Source organism: Actinomadura fibrosa (assembly GCF_900659615.1).
GTDB lineage: Bacteria > Actinomycetota > Actinomycetes > Streptosporangiales > Streptosporangiaceae > Spirillospora > Spirillospora fibrosa.
Window position 1 is genome coordinate 1 of record NZ_CAACUY010000557.1, and the last position, 855, is coordinate 855.

Annotated in this window: 1 protein-coding gene; it reads left to right on the forward strand. The window is 68.8% G+C overall.

All coding sequences use genetic code 11. The features are described 5' to 3' along the window. The first annotated feature begins 48 nt into the window (after nucleotides 1-48). A protein-coding gene (locus E1300_RS49630; protein WP_242619923.1) for an IS5 family transposase occupies nucleotides 49-845 on the forward strand; the annotation gives its coding sequence in 2 pieces (ribosomal slippage) (nucleotides 49-391 and nucleotides 391-845; 798 coding nt in all). Nucleotides 846-855: the final 10 nt, after the last annotated feature.

Consider the following 855-nt stretch of genomic DNA (forward strand, 5'->3'; position numbering starts at 1 on the left):
AGACGTCATCTCATTTGGTGTGTCGGCGGTAGCCTGCCGTTCGTGGAGATGGTCGAGCGGTTGGTGCCTGAGGAGTTGTGGGAGCTGTTTCAGCGGGTGGTGCCGCCTGCTCCGAAGCGGCCGCAGGGTGGAGGCCGACGCCGGTACGGGGACCGTGAAGTGCTGGCCGCGATCATCTTCGTGGCCACCACCGGTTGCACCTGGCAGCAGTTGCCGCCGGTGTTCGGCCCGTCCGGTCCCACCGCGCACCGCCGCTTCACCGAGTGGAGTGCGGCGCGGGTCTGGGCCAAGCTGCACCGGCTGGTGCTGGACGAGCTGGGTGCGCGCGGGGAGTTGGACTGGTCACGGTGCGCGATCGACTCGGTCAGCGTCCGGGCGAGCAAAGGGGGGAACTGACCGGCCCGAATCCTGTCGACCGCGGCAAACCCGGGTCGAAGATCCACTTGCTGGTCGACCGTGCCGGACTGCCGCTGTCTGTCGGGATCTCGACCGCCAACACCCACGACAAGCTCGCTCTGCAGCCACTGGTGCGCGGCATCGCGCCGGTCCGCTCCCGGCATGGGCCGCGTCGGCGCCGTCCGGGCAAGCTGCACGCCGACAAGGGGTATGACTACGCCGACCTGCGCCGCTGGCTACGCGGCCGGGGCATCGTCCCGCGCATCGCGCGCCGTGGCATCGAGTCCTCACAAAGGCTGGGCCGACACCGCTGGGTGGTGGAGCGGACGGTGTCATGGTTCAACGGCTTCCGCCGACTGCACCGCCGCTACGAACGCAAACCCGAGCACTTCCTGGCCTTCGTCGGCATCGCCGCCGCCCTGATCTGTCACCGCCGACTCACCAAATGAGATGTCGTCT